This is a genomic window from Castellaniella denitrificans (assembly GCF_027214045.1).
GTDB lineage: Bacteria > Pseudomonadota > Gammaproteobacteria > Burkholderiales > Burkholderiaceae_B > Castellaniella > Castellaniella denitrificans_A.
Window position 1 is genome coordinate 816,050 of the sequence record NZ_JAPWHE010000001.1, and the last position, 18,614, is coordinate 834,663.

The 18,614-nt window shown below is 66.8% G+C and carries 14 protein-coding genes; 9 read left to right on the top strand and 5 right to left on the bottom strand.

Going from position 1 to position 18,614, the window contains the following annotated elements; genetic code table 11:
- Positions 1–1,275 carry a glucarate dehydratase family protein gene (locus O4H32_RS03870; RefSeq protein ID WP_269356839.1) on the bottom strand — a complete coding sequence of 425 codons (1,275 nt, stop codon included), beginning with the start codon at positions 1,273–1,275 and terminating at the stop codon, positions 1–3.
- Positions 1,276–1,609: 334 nt separating this feature from the next.
- Here O4H32_RS03870 and O4H32_RS03875 point away from each other — a divergent pair, with 334 nt between their 5' ends.
- The 6 genes from O4H32_RS03875 (at position 1,610) to O4H32_RS03900 (ending at position 8,296) form a co-directional block, all read left to right on the top strand.
- Positions 1,610–2,782 carry an extracellular solute-binding protein gene (locus O4H32_RS03875; RefSeq protein WP_269356841.1) on the top strand — a complete coding sequence of 391 codons (1,173 nt, stop codon included), beginning with the start codon at positions 1,610–1,612 and terminating at the stop codon, positions 2,780–2,782.
- A gap of 79 nt (positions 2,783–2,861) precedes the next feature.
- Entirely contained in the window at positions 2,862–3,941 is a 1,080-nt protein-coding gene (locus O4H32_RS03880) for an ABC transporter ATP-binding protein (RefSeq protein ID WP_269356843.1), read from the top strand.
- Between the two features lie 67 nt (positions 3,942–4,008).
- Entirely contained in the window at positions 4,009–4,872 is an 864-nt protein-coding gene (locus O4H32_RS03885) for an ABC transporter permease (RefSeq protein ID WP_269356844.1), read from the top strand.
- 4 nt (positions 4,873–4,876) lie between these two features.
- Positions 4,877–5,767 (top strand): ABC transporter permease, encoded by an 891-nt coding sequence (locus O4H32_RS03890; protein ID WP_269356847.1) that lies wholly within the window; start codon positions 4,877–4,879, stop codon positions 5,765–5,767.
- On the top strand, positions 5,764–6,711 hold the full coding sequence (locus O4H32_RS03895; protein ID WP_269356849.1) for an aldose epimerase family protein: 948 nt from the start codon (positions 5,764–5,766) through the stop codon (positions 6,709–6,711). Before O4H32_RS03890 ends, O4H32_RS03895 begins: the two co-directional genes overlap by 4 nt.
- Before the next feature lie 16 nt (positions 6,712–6,727).
- The gene (locus tag O4H32_RS03900) at positions 6,728–8,296 is read left to right on the top strand and encodes an aldehyde dehydrogenase (NADP(+)) (RefSeq protein WP_269356850.1); all 1,569 of its coding nucleotides are present in this window, start codon (positions 6,728–6,730) and stop codon (positions 8,294–8,296) included.
- A 22-nt stretch (positions 8,297–8,318) separates the two neighbouring features.
- On the opposite strand, the gene O4H32_RS03905 is transcribed toward O4H32_RS03900, so the two are convergent.
- Together O4H32_RS03905 and O4H32_RS03910 are read right to left on the bottom strand one after the other, a co-directional pair.
- Positions 8,319–10,835 carry a YbcC family protein gene (locus O4H32_RS03905; protein WP_269356852.1) on the bottom strand — a complete coding sequence of 839 codons (2,517 nt, stop codon included), beginning with the start codon at positions 10,833–10,835 and terminating at the stop codon, positions 8,319–8,321.
- Positions 10,832–12,430, bottom strand: coding sequence for an NADH-quinone oxidoreductase subunit L (locus O4H32_RS03910; protein ID WP_269356853.1), 1,599 nt, complete (start codon positions 12,428–12,430; stop codon positions 10,832–10,834). Before O4H32_RS03910 ends, O4H32_RS03905 begins: the two co-directional genes overlap by 4 nt.
- A gap of 164 nt (positions 12,431–12,594) precedes the next feature.
- On the opposite strand from O4H32_RS03910, the gene O4H32_RS03915 reads away from it, so the two are divergent.
- Both O4H32_RS03915 and O4H32_RS03920 read left to right on the top strand, forming a co-directional pair.
- On the top strand, positions 12,595–13,521 hold the full coding sequence (locus tag O4H32_RS03915; RefSeq protein WP_269356855.1) for a LysR family transcriptional regulator: 927 nt from the start codon (positions 12,595–12,597) through the stop codon (positions 13,519–13,521).
- An 11-nt stretch (positions 13,522–13,532) separates the two neighbouring features.
- The gene (locus tag O4H32_RS03920; protein ID WP_269356856.1) at positions 13,533–14,171 is read left to right on the top strand and encodes a carbonic anhydrase; all 639 of its coding nucleotides are present in this window, start codon (positions 13,533–13,535) and stop codon (positions 14,169–14,171) included.
- On the opposite strand, the gene O4H32_RS03925 is transcribed toward O4H32_RS03920, so the two are convergent.
- Both O4H32_RS03925 and O4H32_RS03930 read right to left on the bottom strand, forming a co-directional pair.
- Positions 14,156–14,785: an NUDIX domain-containing protein gene (locus O4H32_RS03925; RefSeq protein ID WP_407932608.1), complete on the bottom strand. Its 630-nt coding sequence runs from the start codon at positions 14,783–14,785 to the stop codon at positions 14,156–14,158. The genes O4H32_RS03920 and O4H32_RS03925 overlap by 16 nt on opposite strands.
- Complete coding sequence (locus tag O4H32_RS03930) at positions 14,778–17,909, bottom strand: bifunctional diguanylate cyclase/phosphodiesterase (RefSeq protein ID WP_269356860.1); 3,132 nt, start codon at positions 17,907–17,909, stop codon at positions 14,778–14,780. The genes O4H32_RS03925 and O4H32_RS03930 overlap by 8 nt, the downstream gene beginning before the upstream one ends.
- Before the next feature lie 169 nt (positions 17,910–18,078).
- Between O4H32_RS03930 and O4H32_RS03935 the strand changes: the two genes are divergently transcribed.
- Positions 18,079–18,576, top strand: coding sequence for a GAF domain-containing protein (locus O4H32_RS03935; protein WP_269356862.1), 498 nt, complete (start codon positions 18,079–18,081; stop codon positions 18,574–18,576).
- The last annotated feature ends 38 nt before the right edge of the window (positions 18,577–18,614 follow it).

Genomic DNA, 18,614 nt, shown 5'->3' on the forward strand with positions numbered 1-18,614 from the left:
TCAAAACCGCGGCGCCTTGCCGCTCCAGTCTGGCTGATACTTGCGCATCTGCGCGGCGTCGTCGCGAGAGCGGATGCCGCAGTTCAGGTACTGCGCGTGCAGCCGCGCCAGGGCGTCCTGGTCGATCTCCAGGCCCAGGCCCGGGGCGTCGCCCAGCACGATGGCGCCACCAGTGAAGCGCAGGTGCCCTCCCGCGATGACTTCCTCGTCGGGATCCAGCCAGGGATAGTGCGTATCGCAGGCGTAACTCAGGGCCGGCACGCTGGCCGCCACGTGCGCCATGGCCATCAGGCTGATGCCCAGGTGCGAATTGGAGTGCATGGACAGGCCCATGCCGAATACCTCGCACATGCGCGCGAGCAACTGGGTGTCCCGCAGTCCGCCCCAATAATGATGGTCGGACAGGATGATCTGGCAACCGTTCGCGGAAACATTGTCGCGGAACTGGGCCATGTCCGTGACCACCATGTTCGTGGCCAGCGGCAGGCCGGTCGCCTTGTGCAGCGCCGCCATGTCGGCCAGCGTCGGGCAGGGGTCCTCGTAGTATTCCAGCAGGCCGTCCAGCCGCTTGCCCATTTCGATCGCCGTCGCCAGCGACCAGTTGCCGTTGGGATCGATGCGCAGCGGCATGCCCGGGAACCGGGCCGCCAGCGCCTGGACACATGCCACCTCCAGCCCGGGCTCCAGCACCCCGCCCTTGAGCTTGATGCTCTGGAAACCGTAGCGGCCAATCATGGTCTCGGCCTGCGCCACCAGTTGCGCGGGGGTCAGGGTCTCGCCCCAGGCGTCATCCGGATAGGCCGGATCGACGTGGCGGGCATACTTGAAGAACAGGTAGGCGCTGAAGGGCACCGCGTCGCGCGCGCGGCCGCCCAGCAGATCGACCAGCGGCGCGCCCAGGTGACGGGCCTGCATGTCCATCAGCGCAACCTCCAGCGCCGAATACAGCTTCTGGACATTCTTGGCCGGATCGGTACCGGGCGCGAGCTTGTAGGCCGTGTTCGCGCTGACCTGGGTGCGGGCCACCGTATCCTGGATGCGCCGGCGCAGGCCGTTCAGATCAAAGGGGTCGAGGCCGATCAGGCTGGGCTGCAGGGCCCGCAGCAATTCGATGATGGGCGCATCGCCGTAGGTTTCGCCCAGACCGATCTGACCGGTGTCGCTTTCCAGCTCGATGATGGTGCGCAGCGCATAGGGCTCGTGGATGCCCGCCGCGTTCAGCAGCGGGGGATCCTTGAATGCGATGGGCGTGATCTTGACAGTCTTCAGTTTCATGAGAGGCCTTGCGGGAGACGCGGAAAGAAATCATGTTGTCGTATGACATGCAGACTGTAGAATCAGCCATCAATCCAGGACTACTAGGGAATATACTGACGCACAAGAAATAACCAAGTAATTTATCTTTAAAATCAAATATCTAATTTATTTTTTGATTTTATTGAACCGCCTTTCCTCCTGCTGGAGATGGAAAAAAATGTTGTCCTCCTCACCCATCAACTTATATGATGACTTACGAGAAGAACGGTCCGATCCCCAGGCCCCCGGCTGAACCGGAACTTCCGTCCGCCGGATTCTTCCCCGCACAGACGAACACCCTAGGAGACAATTCATGAAAAGCATCAAGCAGCCCCGCCGGAGGGGACGATTCCACGCCCTGGCGGGCGCCCTGGCCCTGGCCGGCGCCGCCCTGTCGGCCCACGCCGCTCCCGTCACGCTGAACGTCGTCGACGTGGCGGGCAACCTGGCCCTGACGCAGAAGGCCCTGGAAGCCTTCCGCGACCAGAACCCCGACCTGGTCTCGAGCATCACCTTCACCAACGCCCCCTCGCCGCAACTGCCCGGCAAGATCAAGGCCATGCAAAAGGCCGGACGCTCGGACATCGACCTGGTCCTGACCGGCACCGACGCCCTGGCCGCCGGCATCGAACAGGACCTCTGGCTGAAGCTGCTGCCCGACCACGAGGCCGAGTTCAAGCGCATCCTGAACCAGTACGCGCGGGGCCCCGCCCGCATGCAGGAACTGGCCCAGGGCTACGGACTGGAAGTCACCTTCATGCCGGCCGGCCCGCTGCTGGAATACAACCCGGCCAAGGTCAAGAATCCGCCCAAGACGCCGGCCGAACTGCTGGCCTGGTGCAAGGCCAATCCCAACAAGCTGATCTACGCGCGCCCGGCGAACTCGGGCCCGGGCCGCACCTTCCTGATGGGCCTGCCCTACCTGCTGGGCGACAAGGATCCCTACGATCCGATCAACGGCTGGGACAAGACCTGGAAATTCCTGAAGGAACTGAACGATTGCGTGCCCTACTATCCGGGCGGCACGTCCGCCGTGATGAAGGAACTGGGCGAAGGCAGCCGCGACATGACGGTGACCGTCACGGGCTGGGACATCAACCCGCGCGCGCTGGGCGTGGTGCCCGCCGACTTCAAGATCCAGGCCTTCGACAACTTCACCTGGGTGAACGACGCCCATTACATGGTGATCCCCAAGGGCGTGTCGGCCGACAAGCAGAAGGTCCTGTTCAAGCTGCTGAAGTTCATGCTCGAACCCAGGCAGCAGGCCATGACCTATGACTCCGGCTATTTCTACCCGGGCCCGGCCATCCGCGACGTGCCTCTGTCGGCCGCGCCGGCCGAAAGCCAGGAAATCATCAAGAAGTTCGGGCGTCCGGAATACGATGAACTGATCGCCCGTCGCCCGAACGCCGTGCCGCTGGACGCGAAGGCCATGGTCGAGGCCTTCCACAAATGGGACACCGAAGTCGGCGCCCTGAAGAAATAAGCAGTCGCTTTTCCGTGACCGGCCGCCCACCCGCCCGATCCGGACGGGCGGGTGGCCCGACCTCCCTGGATCAAGAATCATGAATCATTCTTTTCAACAGCTGCGTCTGGATGCCGTGGGCCGGAAATTCGACACGGCCTCCGGTTCGGCCGTCGCCGCCCTGAGCGACCTCAGCCTCGACATCCAGCGCGGCGAGTTCATCGCCCTGCTGGGGCCGTCGGGCTGCGGCAAGTCGACCGCCCTGAACTGCCTGGCGGGCCTGACCTCGCTCACCGAAGGCAGCATCTGGCTGGACGATACCCGCATCGACGTGCTGCCCCCTGAAAGGCGCGGTTTCGGCATGGTGTTCCAGAACTACGCGCTGTTCCCTCACATGCCGGTGCGCGACAACGTCGGTTTCGGGCTGAAGATGCGCGGCGTGCGCAAAGACGAGATCGCCCGCCGCGTCCAATCGGCCCTGTCCCTGGTCCAGTTGGAAGGCCATGAACACAAGCTGCCGGGCCAGTTGTCCGGCGGCCAGCAGCAGCGCGTCGCCATCGCCCGGGCCATCGTCATCGAACCGCCCGTGATCCTGATGGACGAGCCGCTGTCGAACCTGGACGCCAAGCTGCGCATCGAGATGCGCGCGGAAATCCGCCGGATCCACCGCCAGCTGGAACGCGCCACCATTTACGTCACGCATGATCAGGACGAGGCCCTATCGATGGCCGACCGGATCGTGGTCATGCGCGCCGGCTCGGTGCAACAGATCGGCGCCCCTCGCGAAGTCTACGGCCGTCCGCGCAACCTGCACGTGGCGCGCTTCATGGGCTACCGCAACGTACTCGATTTCCGCACGGTGCGGCAGGCCGGCGACGGCCTGGTCGTCGAACACAATCAGGTCCAGATGAACGGCACGGCCATCGGCGACCTGGCCGGCCGCCAGCAAGTCGCCATCGCCATGCGGCCCGACGATTTCCAGCTCGCCGAAGCGGGCCAGGCCAACGGCATCGATGCCACGGTCCGGTCCCTGGAGTTCGGCGGACGCGATTCCCTGCTGTTCGTCTCCACCGCCCTGGGCGACCTGTACGTGCGGCTGCCGGGCGCCTTCGCGCCGGGCGACCGCATCCGGCTGCACATCCCGGCCGACCGGGTCCTGGCTTACGCGGAGGCCGCATGAGTACGCAGGACCGCTCCAAGTACGAATTCCCCCTTGGGGGGACGGCGCACAGCGCCAAGGGGGCCGCATGAACGCCGTCGCGCCCACGGGAGACCGGCGCGGCTGGCTGGTGGCGCCCGCCGTCCTGGTGTTGCTCGCCCTGTTCATCTACCCGTTCTTTTATGGCGTCGTCATTTCGACGCAGCCCATGGACGGCGGCGGCTTCTGGGCCAACTATGCGCACTTCTTCACCACACCGTCCCAGTGGGGCACGCTGTGGGTAACGCTGAAACTGGCCGTGCCCGCCACCCTGATCAACGTCGGCCTGTCCGTGCCGGTCGCCTTCGCCCTGCGTCACAACAGCCGCTCGCAGCGCATCGTCACGACGCTGCTGGTGATCCCGATCACCCTGGGCACGGTGCTGGTCGCCGACGGCATGCTGACCTTCTATGGCCCGGCGGGCTGGTTTCCTCAGTTCCTGCAGGGCTTCCACCTGTACATGGACGAGGTCCGGCTGACCCACAATTTCTGGGGCGTGCTGATCTCCCTGGTGATTTCCGGCTTTCCCTTCGCCTTCCTGCTGACGCTGTCCTACATCTCGGGCATCGACCCGACGCTGGCACGGGCAGCGGGCACGCTGGGCGCCGGCCCCTGGAACCAGTTCCGGCTGATCTATCTGCCGCTGCTGGTACCGGGATTGTCGATGGCCGCCGCGCTGTCGTTCGTCCAGGCCTTCGCCGTGTTTCCGTCCGCCATCCTGCTGGGCGCCCCGGCGGGACCGACACGGGTGATCTCCATCGCCGCCTACGAGGCGGCCTTCGAGCAATACGACTACGGCATGGCCTCGGCCATCGCCATCGTCATGGGGTTCGTGCAGTTGCTCATCGTCTGCGCGATCTTCGCGTTCCGGCGCGCCTTCTACAGCGGGCCGGCCACCAGCGGCAAGGGTTGAGATCATGAATGCACACACACGCCCGACTTCCCGGAACACCGGCGCGCACGCCGCCTCGCCCTCGCGGCGCTGGGGCTGGCTGTGGCGCGCCACGATCTGGACCGTCATGGGCTTTTTCCTGCTGAACGTCGTCTTCATGATCGCCACCGTGGTGGTCAATTCAGTGGCGACCCGCTGGTTCGGCACGCCGCTGCCGGAAGGCTTCACGCTGTCCTGGTACGGCCGCGCCTGGGACGACTTCCAACTGGCGCACATCCTGGTGGTGACGCTCGAAGTCGTCGCCGCCACGGTCCTGCTGTCGATCCTGTTGGGCGTGCCCGCCGCCTACGCGCTGGCCCGCGCCCGGTTCCCCGGCAAGCGCCTGGCCATGCTGCTGATCCTGCTGCCCATGATGGTGCCGCCGGTCACCTACGGCATCCCCATGGCCACGGCCATGTACCAGATCGGCGTCGGCGGCACGCTGACCGGTGTCATCCTGTCCAACCTGGTACCCGCCCTGCCCTTCGTGATCCTGGTGATGACGCCTTTCATCGAGCAGATCGACCCGGGCCTGGAATCCGCCGCGCGCATCTTCGGCGCCAACACCTTCCAGTATTTCCGCCATGTGCTGCTGCCCCTGCTGGTCCCGGGCATGCTGGCGGCGGGCCTGCTGGTGCTGGTGCGCACGATCGGCATGTTCGAGCTGACCTTCTTCACGGCGGGACCGGATTCCCAGACCCTGGTCGTGGCGCTGTACTACGCAGTGTTCTCCACCGGCGTGCGCGCGCCCCAGGCGATCGACGCGATGGCGATGATCTATATGGCCATCACCCTGCTGTGGGTGTTGATCGCCCTGCGCTTCGTCAGCCCGACGCAGCTGGTCAGCCGCGTCAAGGAAGCGCCCCGCGAGGCATGACGTCGCTTTCCCTGTACGCCGCCCGGCTGGAGGCGGCCGGATCCGACCGCCTGGATCTGCGCCACGGCCCCCACCGGGTCCTGGTCGCTCCCGCAGCGGGCGGGCGCGTCCTGCGCTGGACCACCGATCTGCCCGAAGGGCCGCGCGACTGGCTGGCCCCGATCGACAGCGATGGCTGGCCCGCTCACGCCTGGCCCAAGGGCGGCCTGTTCCCGCTGGCGCCGTTTTCCAACCGTGTACGCGACGCCCGGCTGCGCTGGCGGTCCGGCATCCTGGCGCTGGAAGCCCTGCCCGGTCATCCGCACGCCCTGCACGGCCAGGCCCAGGCGATGGCCTGGACGGTGCGGGAATCCGGCATCGACCACGCCGAACTCACACTGGACCATCCGGCCGGCGTCGGCGGCTGGCCCTGGCGCTGGCGCCTGCGCCAGACCGTCCGGCTGGACTCCGCGGGCCTGCGCATCCGCCTTTCCCTGCGCAATCTGTCGGACACCCCCATGCCCGCCGGCCTGGGACTGCATCCGTACTTCACCGCGCAGCGCGCCCGTTTGAACGCCGCGACCGAGTGGACGCATGAAGACGAACTGGCGCGTTTCCCCCGGCCCAACCGCCGCGTGGGGTGGGCGCGCGGCACGCAAACCTGGACGGCCTTCCTGGGCGGCTGGGATGGACACGCCCAGGTGGACTGGGACGCGGGTCCGGGTCTGGACCTGCATGCCGAGGGCCCGCTGGAACACGTGGTGCTGCACGCCAGCGCCGGGCGCTACCTGTGCGTCGAACCGGCCACCCATGTCTGCGACGCCGTCAATCTGAGCGCGCTCGGACAGTCCGGCACCGGGTTGCGCGTCCTGGCGCCCGACGAATCCCTGGACATCGGCCTGCGGCTCGATGTCCGCCCGCCCCCGACCCGTCGCGCAGGCGACGCGGCCCCGACAGACGACTGAGATGAAGGACTCCATCATGCAAATCACCGGCACCCAACTGATCGGCGGCCAGGACATCCCCGGCACCGGCGCCGCGTTCCACGCCTACGACCCCGCCACCGGCGAAACGCTTGAACCCGCCTGGCACGGCGCCGACGCAAGCCAGGTGGACCGGGCGGCGCGGCTGGCCGAAGCCGCGTTCGCCGCCTACCGCGAAACCGGTCTGGAAGCGCGCGCCGTGTTCCTGGAAGCCGTCGCCCAATCCATCCTGGACCTGGGCGACGCCCTGATTGAGCGCGCCATGCGCGAGACCGGCCTGCCCCGGCCCCGCCTGGAAGGCGAGCGCGGCCGCACCGTGAACCAACTGCGCCTGTTCGCCCGTGTCGTGCGCGACGGCGATTGGATCGGCGCCCGCATCGACCGCGCCTTGCCCGAACGCACGCCGATGCCGCGCGGCGATATCCGCCTGCGCCACATCCCCGTGGGGCCGGTGGCCGTCTTCGGCGCCAGCAATTTCCCCCTGGCCTTCTCGGTGGCGGGCGGCGACACGGCCTCGGCCCTGGCCGCCGGCGCGCCGGTCGTGGTCAAGGCGCATCCCGCGCACCCAGGGACATCGGAACTGGTGGGCCGGGCCATCCGCCGCGCCGTGCGGCAATGCGGCCTGCACGAAGGCGTCTTTTCCCTGTTGGCCGGACCGGGCCACGAACTGAGTCTGGCGCTGGTCGGGCACCCCTCGATCCAGGCGGTCGGCTTCACCGGATCCCGCCAGGGCGGCCTGGCCCTGATGCGGGCCGCCGCCGCGCGGCCTGTTCCCATTCCTGTCTACGCGGAAATGAGCAGCACCAATCCGGTGTTCCTGCTGCCCGGCGCCCTGGCCGCGCGCGCCGAAGACCTCGCCACAGGGTTCGTCGCCTCGCTGACAGGCAGCGCGGGCCAGCTGTGCACCAACCCGGGCCTGATCGTCGGCCTGGACGGGCCGGACCTGGACCGCTTCGTCCGCCTGGCCGCCAAGGGCGTGGGCGCCGCGCCCGCCGCCACCATGCTGACGGCGGGCATCGCCCGGTCTTACCGGGAAGGGATCGAACACCTGCATGGCCATGCGGGTGTCGAGCCCCTGGCGCGCGGCGCCGCGGGCGACGGCCCCGCACCCTGCCAGGCCGGCCTGGCGGCGACCACGGCCCAGGCTTTCCTGGCCGATCCGGTGAGTCTGGGCGCCGAAGTGTTCGGCGCCAGCGCCCTGGTCGTGCGCTGCGCATCCCCCGAGGAGCTGGCGGCGGTCGCCCAGTCGCTGGAAGGCCAGTTGACGGCCACCCTGCATCTGGGGAGCGGCGCCGACGAGGCCCTTGCGGCCGGACTGCTGCCGATCCTGGAACTGAAGGCCGGCCGCATCCTGGTCAACGGTTTCCCGACCGGGGTCGAAGTGTGCGACGCCATGGTCCACGGCGGGCCATTCCCCGCCACCTCCGACCCGCGCTCGACCTCGGTGGGCACGCTGGCGATCACGCGGTTCCTGCGCCCGGTGTGCTACCAGGATATCCCCGACGGTCTGCTGCCCCCCGCGCTGCGGGCGGACAACCCGTGGGGCATCGCCCGCGCGGAGCGTTAGGCCGCGCGCCGCGCGGGCGCGATCAGACGTCGAGCGGCAGCCAACGGCCCCGCTCGTAGCGCCGCAGATCGTCGCCCTCGTAGCGCCACAGCAGCAACCAGCCGTTGTCGCACAACTGGCCCAGCACGGCATGACGCGCGATGATGCTTTCGATCGCGGCGGCGGGCGCATCGATCACGACGGTCAGGCGTACAGGCTGGTGATACCAGTCCTCGCCATCATGCAAGGACTGGCGCGGCAGGCCGATGCGCAAGTCGCCGCCGTTGCCCTCGAACACCCCGACGTGTCCATCCACGACATTGTGCAGCACCTTGCTTCCCGCGCCGAAATGCACGGGATCGCAGGTGGAGGCGTGGTACTGCCAGGAGAGCCAGTGGGTGACGACCATGGGTCCCGTCATCAGCGCCTCGAGCACCTTGCCATCCGCATCGAAGCGCGCATCGTAGTCGTGCAGATAGGCACGGTCGAGCACCCGCCCCCTGCTGCGGTCGCGTGGACCGATGACGAATGCCGCATTGCGGCTGAGGCCCCACTCCGGCCGGGTCTGCGAACCATCGTTGGCCCTGCGCCGGAAGGCCTTGAGCAAGCCCGCCGGATCAAGATCGACATTCATCGACAGTTTCGGCGCGCGCTCGCGGCGGACGCGGTCGCCCGCCTGCGCGAAGACCCGCTCCATCGTCTCCCAGCGCTCGCGCGCGGACTCCGGCAGAAGGTCCAGGTCGAAACCGGTCACCTCGTCCGTGGTCGTATTGTGCAGGGCGCCCATGAAAACCGTACCGTCCGGAATATGCAGTCCCTGTGCGCGCAGCCCCTCGCGCACCTGCGGATCATTCAGCAAATGCGCCAGGGCGCGGGCATTGGCATCGCCGGGCCTGCCATGGCAGGCTCCGCAATCGAGTGTCGAAGCGTGCGCATTGTTGGTGCTGTGCCCCGCATGGCCGCACAGGATCACCAGCGGCGCCAGACGATCATCGAGACCCATCGCATGCAGGATACCGGCGGCCAGTTCCACCCGGGCCCCGTCGTCCAGTCCGGTCATCATGGGCCGGCAGTGCGCCTGAACGGCGGCGGGCATGCCGAGCCGGTCCGCGGCCACGCGCGGCGTGGCTGGAGGGCGGATCCATTGCGCGATCTTGCCCAGGTATCCGATCCCGAAGGCCTCGACAAAGGAAAAGGTCGTGTTCGGCCAACGCACGGCGCCCAGCCACTGATCGATCCGGGCGAGCCGACGACGGCGGACCGCCACGGCCCGGGCCGATTGCGCCTCGTCGGCACAGGCCTGGCCCGGCGCCGTGACGACGTCTTTCATTGCGACGCTCGGGTAGGCGATCCCGGGCAACTGGGGACGACGCACTTCAGTACCCAGCGGGTTGTAATGCACCGGGAGGCCAAAGAAACCCGCGAAGGCATGCGTTTCGACACCCGACCAGCATGCTTCCAGCGCGCGCCGCATGAGCTCGCTGCGCGTATCGATGCAGAACACTGCCTGCACCTCCGGCGGCTGGGGCGTTCCGGATGGCGCCGGCGAACGCAAAGTGTGCGCGAACTCCCGCTGAAAGCTGATTTCGAGCGCCCGCTGCCATACTTCATCGACCACCAGGGCCGCATCCGCTTCCGCGACACGCTGGTCGAAATCCTGCCAGGCGGCACTCAGCGCGGCGCACGCGGATCGCCGCGCGGCGGGCGGCACGGTGCGGGCCAGTACGGCTTCCCAGGCGATCCGGCATGCCAGCAGATCGGACAGCCGGGGATCCTCCCGCCCTGTCGGCACCTTCTGCCAGCCCACGTAAGCGCACCAGGCGGCCCATCCGTTGATCGAAAGCAGCAATGCCTCGAAATACGCCTGCCAGACCGGCGCCTCGATCCGAAGCGCTTCCAGCGCCCAGCCCAGGGCATCTTCCGCCCGCGAGGGCATTTGCCGCATCTGCGCGATCAATCCCGGCAGTCCCATCCTCGAGCTCTGGCCATGATCGCCGATCATGCTTTCACGCCAGAAGCTGTAGAGCGAGGGGCTGCCCGAAGCACGCCAATCCGCCTGGTGACGATCAAAGTACGCGGCGCAGGCCTGGCTCAACTGGAACACGATGGCCTCGCGCCAGGGCCAGCGCTGATTTTCCTGCGCGGCATCATCGAGCAGATCGACCAGCAAGGGCTCGCGGCGCACGCCGGGCCGCCCGGACAATGCCGCGATACAGTGCTCGGCCGTGACATGGCACGCTTCGTGCGCGGCCTGGGCTCGCAGCGCCGCCTCCAGGTCCGCACGCGTGATTTCCCCGGCGGACCACTTCCGCTGGATGTAATCCCGCTGAGGAAACACGTGGAAGTCCCCCAGCACCGCCAGCCGCGCCGCCACCTGGCGGATCGGCTGATCGATCCGCCGCCAGTGGGGATTGACCGCCACCGCCTGATCCAGCGGCCAGGCCGGCATGATGCGGGCGCAAGCGCCCCGGACGGCCGCCTCGAGGGCTCCGTCATTCCGGACTTCAGGTGTCACAAAAGCCTCTTCCGATGACTCCGGGGTTGCGGGAATGGCGCTCATGATCCGGACTTCCCAAAGGCCGACTCACCCGGATTCCAGGCCTGGCCCCGGGCCGCCTGCCCGGCACCCGCCCAGCGGACAGGCCACAGCCTCAGCACCCAATAGGTGTAGCCTTCGTCCATGTAGAAGCCTGAATACACCCAGCGACGCAGCGTCACGACCGATTGCGGCCGGATCTGAAAAACCACCATCGCGAGGTACATGGCACTCATGCCCACCAAGGCGACGATACCGGCGGGAGCCAGCGGATCATTGTCCGCCCCGATCGGCGCATGATCGGCGAGCACCGCGGCGAGGGTCAGAAACGAAGCCATGCCGAGCGCGGCGAGCACTCTCGCCATCACGGCCCCGGAACGATCGGCGCCGGCTTTCGGCACCCACAGGATCGGCGCCCAGGCAAGCGCCAGCACGGCGCTCCACCACCATGGCCAGGTCTCATGCCCGACGGCCGCGCGCAGCAGGCACACGATCCCCAGGGCCACGGGCACGGCGACGATCATGCTGAGACCCGAATTGCGGGCCTCTCCCGTCAGGAGTTTGCGCTCGCATTCCCCGACCGTGCTGGACGCATTGAGGAAGTTGTGCGCCTTGTACAAGGAGTGGCCGAGGAGATGCAGCGCCGCGAACAGGTACAGGCCCAGGCCGCACTCGAGCAGCATGAAACCCATCTGCGCGATCGTGGACCAGGCCAGATGCACCTTCTGGCTGACACGGGTCAGCAGGACCATGCCGGCCACCATCGCCGACACCAGTCCGAACACGACCAGCAGCCAGCGGGCGGCGAGCGAAACACCCAGCAAGGGCGCGAACAGGACCAGCACGTACCCTCCCAGATTCACGACCCCGGCATGCAACAGCGCCGAGACCGGTGTGGGGGCTTCCATCACCTGGGCCAGCCAGCCATGCACCGGCATCAGCGCCGTGCGCGCGATGACCGCCAGCGCCAGGCAGACGCCGCTCCAGGCCAGGGTTCCGGAGGCATGGCCTGCGGCAATGTGGTCCCACAGGACGGAGAAGGACCCGCTCCCCGTCTCGGACCACGCCAGCGCGGCGGCCACGACCAGCAGCAGATCGGCCACGCGATCGGCCACGCGTTTCTTGTGCGCGGCGAGCAATGCGAAGGGCCGGTCGCCGTAGAAACACAGCAGAGGATGCATGGCGCCACCGATGGCGGCCCAGGCGGCGATCAGGACAACCCAGTGGTTGGCCAGGAGCAGCAGATGCACGGCCGCCAGCACGGCTGTCAGCGCGGCGATGTAGACCGGCTGCCGCGCCTCGCCGTTGAGATGATTGGAAGAGTAGACGCCGATCGCTGTGCCCAACAGTTGCACCAGCAGGCTGACCCAGGCGCCGAACGTATTCACGGCCAGCCAGTCGCCCAGGCCCGACTGGATGACGCCGGACGCTTCGGAGATGGACAACTGCGTCACCAGACCAAGCAACGCGCACAGCAGCGCGGCGAATGTGAGCGCGTTGGATCGTTTCCATAGACGGTCGACCGGCGCCTGGCTGCGCCATGTCGATGCCGCGACCATTGCCATCAACACCGCGGGCGCCAGCGCCAGCACGAAATTCAATTCATTCAAATCACTCAACACGGGAAACCCCCAGAAATATCTTGCTGCATCACACCCGGCCACCCCGCGTTTTCGTTTACAGCGGTCATGGCCGGGCATAAAAACGGTAGACGTATTCTTGAAGTTTTCGTATGTTCTGTAAATTACATTTATAATATTGAAAAGTTCTATAAAAAAGAACGATGGACATCAACCAGCTCAACTTCAAGCATCTGTTCTATTTCTGGCGCGTGGCCAAAGAAGGCTCCCTGACGCGCGCGGCCGAACAGATCCATACTTCCCAGTCCGCCCTCTCGACGCAGATCCGGCACCTGGAGAGCCGGCTGGGCATGTCTTTGTTCGATCGCCAAGGGCGCCATCTGGAGCTCACGGCGACGGGCCAGCAGGTCTTCGCCTACGCCGAAAACATCTTCGCGCTGGGCGAACAGATGCTCGGGTGGCTCGATGGCCGGGATGAAGGCACGACCCGCGTCCGCGTAGGCAGCGTGGCGACCATGTCACGAAATTTTCAGGTCAACTGGCTGCGCCCGCTGCTGCGCGACCCGACCATCGTGCTTTCGGTGGATTCCGGATCGCTGGAAACCCTGGTGGAACGGCTCCTGCGCCACCAACTGGACGTCGTGCTCGCCAACGAACCCGTTCCCTCCGACCCGACGCGTCCGACGTCTTCGCGATTCCTTGGCAGCCAGGTGATTTCCCTGGTCGGCCGGGCCGACCGCTGGGCAGGTACCGCGCTGCGGGTGCCGCAAGACCTGGACGCCGTCGAGATGGCCATGCCCAGCGTGCGCCACAGCGTGCGCCTGCAGTTCGATGCCCTGTGTTTTTCGGCCGGTGTCCAGCCCAGGCTGCGCGCCGAGGTCGACGACATGACCATGCTGCGCCTGATCGCCCGCGACAGCGGCTGGATCACGGTACTGCCGGAAGTGGTCGTGCAGGATGAACTGCACTCGGGCGCACTGGTGCATGTCGGCGAATCCTCGCAACTGACGGAACACTTCTATGCCATCACGGTCCGGCACGGCCATCTGGCAGGTCCGATCAATCAACTGCTCTCACGCGAGGCGGCCGGCGACATCTTCGCCGACGCGCCCGACCCCATTCAACTCTGAAGGACTTCATCGTGTTCCCTCGACGACTGACCGATGGCTACCGCTCTTTTCTGCGCGGCCGACTTGCAACCGAACGCGCACGCTACCTCGAACTGGCCGAGAAAGGGCAGAGCCCGGACACCATGGTGATCAGTTGCGGCGATTCGCGCGTGGCCCCCGAAACCATTTTCGACGCCGGCCCGGGAGAAATGTTCGTGGTGCGCAATATCGCCGGCATTGTGCCGCCATGCGATGAAAACCCGGAAGCCGCTTTCCACGGCACCAGCGCCTGCGTCGAATTCGGGGTCAACGCGCTCGAAGTCAGTCACATCGTGATCATGGGACACGCCAGCTGCGGCGGGATATCCGCCTATGCGAACCAGGCCGCCCCCCTGTCGAAACGCGATTTCATCGGCAAATGGATGTCGCAGATCAAGCCTGTGGCCGACGCGGTCGGCCCCTGCGCGGGCGACCGGACCGAATGGATCCGCCGGATGGAATGGGGTGTGGTGGAATACAGCATGCGCAACCTGATGACCTTCCCCGCCGTGCGCGAGCGCGTCGACGCCGGCAAGCTGACCATCCATGGCGCCTATTTCGGCGTCGCAACGGGCGTGCTGTTCGTACGCGACCCCGAGACGGGCCGCTTCGAGCCCTACACTGAATCCTGATCCGGATTCGGGCGCCAGTCCAGCGGCCAGCGTCCGCTGCGCACATTCTGCAGCCACAGCAGGCAGGTCTGGGTCTTGGCGTCGGTGAGCGCGCCATCGCGACAGGCCGTGAACACGGCCTCGTCGGACAGGATGCGGACATCCAGGAACTCGTCCGCGTCCAGATGCCGTTCGCCGGCCTTCAGTCCCCGGGCGAAGAACACGTGAATGATTTCGGTGGAATAGGCGATAGCCAGGTGCATGCCGCCGGCCTGCGCCCACTCCGCGGCCGTATAGCCGGTTTCCTCCCGCAGCTCGCGCCGGGCGCACGCCCAGGGATCCTCGCCCGGGTCGAGCTTGCCGGCCGGAAACTCCGTCATGACGCGACCCACGGGATAGCGGAACTGGCGTTCGACCAGCACGTGACGATCATCCAGCAAGGGGATCACCACCACCGCACCCGGGTGCACGATATATTCGCGCGTCGAAACGCCCCCGTCGGGCATGCGCACCGTATCGCGGCGCGCCTTCAGGAAATCACCCTCGCACAGGGTTTCGCTGCGAAGCAGGGTCTCGATCAGATGGGCGTCGGCGGGGTCGGTCATGAAGGGGTTCGGCATTGAAGCGTCAGTGATCGCGCAGCCAGTCCTCGGCGCTGGACTCGGGCGCGGGATACCCGATGAAGTAGCCCTGGCCGACATCGCACCCCATGCCGCGCAACAGGTCCAGCGTTTCCTGCGTCTCGATGCCCTCGGCGATCACCATCAGGCCCAGGGTGTGGCTCATCTCGATGATGGAACGCACGATGGCGCGCATGTCGGTGTCGGCGGCCATGCCCGCCACGAAAGACTGGTCGATCTTCAGCGCATTGACGGGCAAGCGGTTCAGGTAAGCGAACGAGGAATAGCCCGTGCCAAAGTCGTCGATCGACAAGCGCACGCCCAGGGCACTCAAGGCATGCAGGGTTTCCAGCGCCCGGGCGGGATCGGCCATGATGGCGCTTTCCGTGACTTCGAGTTCCAGCAGGGCGGGGGCCAGTCCATGACGCCGCAAGGCGTCCCCGACCTGGCCGGGGAAATGGCCGTCCAGCAGGTTGCGGGCGGACACGTTCACCGCCATGCCGACCCCGGGATGGACGGCCTGCAGCCTGGCGCAACAGGCCACCGCCTGATCCACGACCCAGAGGGTGAAGGGATGGATCAGGTCGCTGACCTCGATGACCGGAATGAACCGGTCCGGTGGAATCATCCCCCGCTCGGGATGCGCCCAGCGGGTCAGGGCTTCGAAACCCATCGGCCCGCCCGAACCGCCGGGCCCGCCGTTCAGAAAGATCTTGGGCTGCAGATGCAGCAGGAACTGGCCCTGCGCCAACGCCGTGCGCAACTCGCCGCGCAGCAGCAGACGATCGTGGACGCTGGCGCGGTCCTGGGGATTGAACACGGCGATCCCCAGGCCATCGCGCTTGGCCCGGCGCATCGCGGTGTCGGCGCAGCGGATCAGTTCATCCGGCTCGCGAGCGTGCACGGGGTGCACGGCCAGGCCGAAGCTGCAACTGATCCGGATCTGCAGGTCGTTCAGCGCGAACGGATCGCGCAACGCGGCCAGCAGGACGCGCACCCGATCCTGGGCCTGGGCCTCGTCCCCCGTGTCCAGCAAGAAGGCGAATTCGTCGCTGCCCAGCCGGGCCAGCGTGCAGGCCGGCCCCAGCATCCCCTGGAGCCGCTGGGCGACCGCCTGGAGCAGCCGGTCGCCCGCATCGTGCCCCAGCGCCTCGTTGACCTCTTTGAAACCGTCCAGATTGGACATGACCAGGGTCCAGTGCGCTTCAGGGTCCTGTGCCGAACGCGCCTGGAGGCGCCGCAGGATATCCCCCCGGTTCAGCAGCCCCGTCAAGGGATCATGCGCGGCCTGATAGGCCAGCGCCCGCTGCTGCGCCCGGCGCTCGCTGATGTCCAGGAAGGTCACCAGGCAGAACTCGAGCCGGTTGTCCTGCCAGATCGGATAGGACCAGTACTCGACCGGGAAGCAGGAACCGTCGCGACGCCACAGCACCTCGTCGTCCACGTGAATCCCCCGGCCCTCTTCGAGGGCCAGATGCATGCGGCATTCCTCGAGGGGATAGGGACGGCCGTCCTCGTGCCGATAGTGGATCAGGCTGTGGAAATGCTGTCCCACCAGTTGATCGGGATGGTCGTACCCCAGCAGGTGCGAGCAGGCCTGGTTGGCGAAGATGCAGCGCCCCGTCGCATCCAGCCCGTAAATGGCCTCCGCCGTGACATCCATCAGTTGATTGATCAGGCGTTCGCGTTCCCGCAGCCCCCGACTCAGCGTTTCCTGCTCGGTCAGATCATGAATGACCAGCACATGCGCCATCTGGCCGGTGAACATGAGGGACAGGCTGCGGACCTCGACGAGCAGGGGCTGGCCGTCCCCCCGGCGATGGCGCTCGTAGGAGAAGGCGGTGTCCGGCTGATGATCGGGCACCTCGATGCGCAAATCATCGAGCGTCAGGCTCAGGAATTGATCCCGGTCGTAGCCATAGCGCCGCATCGCCTCGTCGTTGACGGCCAGGAACCGGCCGCTATCCAGGCTGAGGACCATCATGGGATTGGGGCTGCCTTCGAACAGCAGGCGGTAGCTCTGCTCGGACTGCGCCAATGAACGCTGATACGCTTGAAGCGCATCGGCCATGTCGTCGAACTGCTGGCCGATTTCCCGCATGTCCCGGCCTTGCAGCCGGTCGGCCACCCGCCCGGAAAAATCCTGGGCCGCCAGCCGGCGCACGGCCTCGCGCAGATGCTGCAGACTGCGCCCGGCCGCCAGTTGCATCAGATTCCAGGCGGCCATTGCGGCCACGCACAGCAGCAACAGGGTGACGATCACACCCACCCATAGCGCGCGGCGCGCTTCGGCGTAGAGCACCGACTCCGGTATCTCGTACAGCACGGACAGACCGTGCGGGTCCCCACGCGGCCCCGCCGTCATGGACAGCGACACCCAGCGTTCGCCACCGGGGTCCTCATAGGCGCCCCGCACCAGACCCGTCACGCCGGAGGGATGCGGATTCAGTCGCTCACCCAGGTGGCTGATGCCGTTCGGCAAACGCTGCAACACATGCCCGTCCCGATCCAGAATCCAGAGACGGGCGCCGGGAAGCAAGTCGGGCATGGCCGCGCCCGCGCGCAGGTAGTTCAGGTCGAGCGCGCCGTAAACCACCCCGCTGTCGCCACCGGATTCTCCGGGCACACGCAACGCCAGCACCAGGGTGGGCACTCTGGACAACCGTCCGATGATGAAACCGCCCAACGCCACGTCGGGCTGCCGCAGGGCCTGGCGGAAGTAATCGCGGTCGCCCAGATAGGAACCCTGCGGATTCGGGTCGACCACCCCAGAGCAGACCTGGTAGCCATGGAGGCCGATCACGGCCAGATTCACGTAGCGTGGCAGACGCCCCAACAGGGATCTCAGGTAGCCGCGGCATTCATCCCAACGCTGCTGGCGCAGAATGGGGGAATCCGCCAGTGTCCGGAGCACATCGCCCACATCATTGATGAGGGCGCGATCGTAAGCGGCGGTCGTGCCGACCAGGCTCTCGGCCGCCCGGTCGCTATTGTCCATCAGCCCGCGATACTGGTGCCAGACGTAATAGCCCAGACCGCAGAGCATGGGCACGACAACGACGAGAACAGCCAGAAACAGGCGCGCCTGAAGACTGTCGAACCATCCTGTGCGCAGACGCTTGCCGCGAAAATCGGACAACCCTTGCCTCCCTGCGTATCGTGTCCGGCGTCAGGAAAATGCCGTCAGGAAGAAATATACACGGAACCCGCGGAAATCAATCCGCCGAAAAAAAGCCGGTGGCCGCAGGACCACGGCCCGGGCCTAAAATGATCCTCCATTTCTCAATCATAAATACCTGAGATTTCCGATGTTCTCATTCGCCCCCCGGACCTACGCCAGCAAGGCGGAACACTACGCCGATCTCGCCGCTCAGGCCCGCGGCCTGATCGGCCATGAACCCGACCTGATCGCCAATGCGGCCAACTTCGGCGCCCTGGTGTTCGACAGCCTGCCGCAACTGAACTGGGCGGGCTTCTACCTGTATGACGGCGAGGAACTGGTGGTCGGTCCCTTCCAGGGCAAGCCCGCCTGCATCCGCATCGCGCTCGGCGCGGGCGTCTGCGGCACCGCCGCGCAAACCCGCCGGACCCAGGTCGTCCGCGACGTCAACGCATTCCCGGGGCACATCCCCTGCGACTCCGCCTCGCAATCGGAAATCGTCGTGCCGCTGGTGCGCGCGGACGGATCGCTGCTGGGCGTCTGGGACGTCGACAGCCCCGTCACGGACCGCTTCGACGAGGATGACCGGCGCGGCATGGAGGCCCTGTGCCGGGTCTTCATGGACCACCTGGAGGACCGGGGCTGAGCGCGGACAAGGCACGGGCCCGGCCGGTCCCTTCATCG

Bases quoted from the DNA above. Each gene is read 5' to 3' on its own strand.
- O4H32_RS03870 (WP_269356839.1), bottom strand. From the start codon at position 1,275: ATGAAACTGAAGACTGTCAAGATCACGCCCATCGCATTCAAGGATCCC.
- O4H32_RS03875 (WP_269356841.1), top strand. From the start codon at position 1,610: ATGAAAAGCATCAAGCAGCCCCGCCGGAGGGGACGATTCCACGCCCTG.
- O4H32_RS03880 (WP_269356843.1), top strand. From the start codon at position 2,862: ATGAATCATTCTTTTCAACAGCTGCGTCTGGATGCCGTGGGCCGGAAA.
- O4H32_RS03885 (WP_269356844.1), top strand. From the start codon at position 4,009: ATGAACGCCGTCGCGCCCACGGGAGACCGGCGCGGCTGGCTGGTGGCG.
- O4H32_RS03890 (WP_269356847.1), top strand. From the start codon at position 4,877: ATGAATGCACACACACGCCCGACTTCCCGGAACACCGGCGCGCACGCC.
- O4H32_RS03895 (WP_269356849.1), top strand. From the start codon at position 5,764: ATGACGTCGCTTTCCCTGTACGCCGCCCGGCTGGAGGCGGCCGGATCC.
- O4H32_RS03900 (WP_269356850.1), top strand. From the start codon at position 6,728: ATGCAAATCACCGGCACCCAACTGATCGGCGGCCAGGACATCCCCGGC.
- O4H32_RS03905 (WP_269356852.1), bottom strand. From the start codon at position 10,835: ATGAGCGCCATTCCCGCAACCCCGGAGTCATCGGAAGAGGCTTTTGTG.
- O4H32_RS03915 (WP_269356855.1), top strand. From the start codon at position 12,595: ATGGACATCAACCAGCTCAACTTCAAGCATCTGTTCTATTTCTGGCGC.
- O4H32_RS03935 (WP_269356862.1), top strand. From the start codon at position 18,079: ATGTTCTCATTCGCCCCCCGGACCTACGCCAGCAAGGCGGAACACTAC.